Genomic DNA, 3,138 nt, shown 5'->3' with positions numbered 1-3,138 from the left:
GGGGAGGGGGGAGGGGCCGCCCTCCCCGGAAGGGCACCGGCCCCTAAAGGGCTGAGCGGTCCCCCGTGTCCACGGGGGCCGTCGACTGGGCGCCGCTCCGTGCCAGGCCCCGTATCTGGTCGGCCGTCAGCACATAGCCCGTCCTCGTGTCGGTCGTGGAGCGGGCGAAGACCATGCCGTAGACCTGACCGTCGGTGGTGAGCAGCGGTCCTCCGGAGTTGCCGGGGCGGACCTGGGAGCGGATGGCGTAGATATCGCGGGTGGTCAGGCTGCTGCCGTAGATGTTCTGGCCGCGCGCCGTCGTCCGCTGCGCGACGGCCGCGGCGCGCAGGTCCAGACCGCCGTTCTCCGGGTAGCCCGCGACGACGCCGGTGTCGCCGCGCGTGGCGTCGCCCGCGAAGCGCAGCGCGGGCGCGGTGAGGCCGGGGACGTCGAGCACCGCGACATCGGTGCCCGGGTCGAAGAGGACGACCTTCGCCTCGTACGCCCGTCCGGTGCCGCCCACGCGGACGGTCGGGTCGTCGACGCCGGCGACGACATGGGCGTTGGTCAGCACATGCTCGCGGGTGTAGACGAAGCCGCTGCCCTCCTGGCCCTGCTGGCCGCCGTCGACGTGCGCGACGCCCTCGACCTTGACGGTGCTGCGCTGGGCCGCGCGGCTGGCCGCCTCGGTGACGGTGTCGCCCGAGGGCTCGGGCACGGAGCTGCCGGGCTCGCTCTCGAAGGGGTTGTAGACCTGCGGGAAGCCGGCGGTGGTCAGGGCGCTGGTGGCGCGGTTGAACCAGGTGGCCGCCTGCTCCGGCATCCGGTCGTGGACGGTGCCCAGGATCGACGAGCCCCGTATCGCCTGGTTGAGCTCGGGGGACGGGGAGGAGGCGAGGGCGCTGCCCGCCATCCAACCGACCACGAGGACCGCGACGACGTTGACGGCGGCGCCGCCCACCCCGTCCGCCCAGCGCACCGGCTTCCAGCTCAGCGACGACCGCAACTGCCAGGCGAGGCGGGCCGCGAGGGCGTGCCCGCCGATGGCCGGGAGCAGCACGGTGAGCAGCGCGACGACGGTGGCCGCCGTGGTGCCCCGGTCCACCTGGTCCAGCACGAAGGGGAGGATCCAGACGCCGAGCGCGGCGCCCGAGATGAAGCCCGCGAAGGAGACCAGGCCCGCGACGAGGCCGCGCTGGAAGCCGGACACGGCGAAGGCGAGCACGGCCAGGAGCACCAGGAGGTCCAGCAGATTCACGCGTTCCCCGCTTCCGCCGTGCCGTCCGTGCCGCTCCGCGCAGCCCACTTGGGTTGTTCGAGGGGGGAAACGCGCAGCACACCCCCTTCGGTTCCGCCTGTGACAGAGGGCACCCGACCCGTTGTGCAGGTCCAGACCAATCGCTACGGTCAGAGCGAAACCGAACGGTTCACCTACTCCCCCGCACTGGCCGCACGCGACCCACCCCCACTCGCACCCAGACAGGGAGCCCGCGGATGACCCCCCCTGAGATCACCCTAGGAAATCATACAAGCACGCACCGTACACGCGGCACCACCCCACAGGCGCTGAACACCGAGCAGACCGGCCGGGACATCGCGCTGCTGCTGCTGCGGCTCGCCGTCGGCCTCTCCCTCGCCGGGCACGGCGTACAGAAGCTGTTCGGCTGGTTCGACGGCAGCGGACTGGACGGCACCGGGCAGTTCTTCACCTCCATCGGCTACCCCGCCGGCCGGACCATGGCGGTCGTGGCCGGGCTCTCGGAGGCGCTGGGCGGCCTCGGCCTGGCGCTGGGCCTGCTCACCCCGCTCGCCGGGGCCGCCGTGGTCGGCACCATGATCAACGTCGTCGTCGTGACCCGGGGCGACGGCTTCATGGCCCCCGAGGGCGTCGAGTACGCGGTCGTCCTGGCCGTCGCGGCCGCCGCGGTCTGCCTGGCCGGACCCGGCCGCTACGCGGTGGACCGGCTGCTGCCCGTCCTGCGCACGCACCGGCTCAGCCACGGCCTCGCGGCGCTGGCCCTGGCGTGCGTCACGGCTGCGGCTGTTCTTTTGACCCGCACCTGACAGCGCGCCGAGCGTACGATCACGGGAGACGCACACGGCGCGAAGGGAGCTGCGATGACCGGGCGGGCGACGGACGGGATGGCGGAGGTCACCTCCGAGGAGGAGCTCCGCGAGCTGATCGGGGAGCCGGCGCGGCACGTGACGACCAAGTCCCGGGCCTCGCTGCACACACTCGACCGCGAGTGGCTGGCCCACTCCCCCTTCTGTCTGGTCGCCACCTCGGCCCCGGACGGCAGCTGCGACGTCTCCCCGAAGGGCGATCCGCCCGGCTTCACCCGGGTGCTGGACGACCGTACGATCGCGCTTCCGGAGCGTCCGGGCAACAAGCGGATGGACGGTCTCCGCAACATCCTCGGCAACCCGCACGCCGGGCTGATCTTCTTTCTGCCAGGGCGGGGCGACACCCTCCGGATCAACGGACGGGCCCGGATCGTGCGGGAGGCGCCGTTCCTCGACGAGATGACGGTGCGGCGCCACCGTCCGAAGCTGGCGCTGGTCGTGGAGATCGAGGAGATCTTCCACCACTGCTCCAAGGCGTTCCTGCGGTCCCGCATCTGGGACCCCGCCTCCTGGCAGCCGGACGCGCTGCCCTCGCGCGCCCGGCTGGCCAAGGCGCTCGACCGCCAGGAGGACACGCTGGAGTTCCTGGAGGAGTACTACGGCCCCTCCTACGCCGAGCGGATCTACCAGGGCTGACCCCCCTCCCCGGCGCGGAGGTCTGCGCGTCAGATACCCCCCGTGGGTATTGCTTCTCCATAGGGGGTGGGGGTATACAGGAGATGAGCAGAAAATACCCCCTGCGGGTATGGAATCCCCTCCCCCGGGACCCGCGTTCCCGGGGAGCGGGAGTCCGCGTGATACGAATGCGCCCGCTGAGTACGAGGAGCCGCCATGACCGTCGCCACCCCCGAGAACCCCGAGGTCGAACTGGCCATCGGCGGCATGACCTGCGCCTCGTGCGCCAACCGCATCGAGAAGAAGCTCAACCGCATGGAGGGCGTCACCGCCTCCGTCAACTACGCCACCGAGAAGGCCAGGGTCAGCTTCCCCGAGGACGTCGCCGTCGACGACCTGATCGCCACGGTCGAGGCC

Annotated in this window: 4 protein-coding genes; 3 read left to right on the top strand and 1 reads right to left on the bottom strand. The window is 72.0% G+C overall.

Annotated elements, in window-relative coordinates; all coding sequences use genetic code 11:
* Nucleotides 1–43: 43 nt before the first annotated feature.
* Nucleotides 44–1,240 (bottom strand): MarP family serine protease, encoded by a 1,197-nt coding sequence (locus G5C65_RS34340; protein ID WP_165302978.1) that lies wholly within the window; start codon nt 1,238–1,240, stop codon nt 44–46.
* A 236-nt stretch (nt 1,241–1,476) separates the two neighbouring features.
* Here G5C65_RS34340 and G5C65_RS34335 point away from each other — a divergent pair, with 236 nt between their 5' ends.
* The 3 genes from G5C65_RS34335 to G5C65_RS34325 form a co-directional block, all read left to right on the top strand.
* Nucleotides 1,477–2,046, top strand: coding sequence for a DoxX family protein (locus tag G5C65_RS34335; RefSeq protein WP_165302977.1), 570 nt, complete (start codon nt 1,477–1,479; stop codon nt 2,044–2,046).
* A 54-nt stretch (nt 2,047–2,100) separates the two neighbouring features.
* Nucleotides 2,101–2,742, top strand: a complete 642-nt coding sequence (locus G5C65_RS34330) for a pyridoxamine 5'-phosphate oxidase family protein (RefSeq protein WP_165302976.1) — start codon at nt 2,101–2,103, stop codon at nt 2,740–2,742.
* 195 nt (nt 2,743–2,937) lie between these two features.
* On the top strand, nt 2,938–3,138 hold a 201-nt coding region (locus G5C65_RS34325), incomplete at its 3' end, for a cation transporter (protein WP_165302975.1).

The sequence above is a fragment of the Streptomyces boncukensis genome (genome assembly GCF_011045075.1).
Lineage (GTDB): Bacteria > Actinomycetota > Actinomycetes > Streptomycetales > Streptomycetaceae > Streptomyces > Streptomyces boncukensis.
The sequence above is the reverse complement of the archived record's forward strand: the minus strand, read 5'-3'. Positions and strand labels throughout refer to the sequence as shown.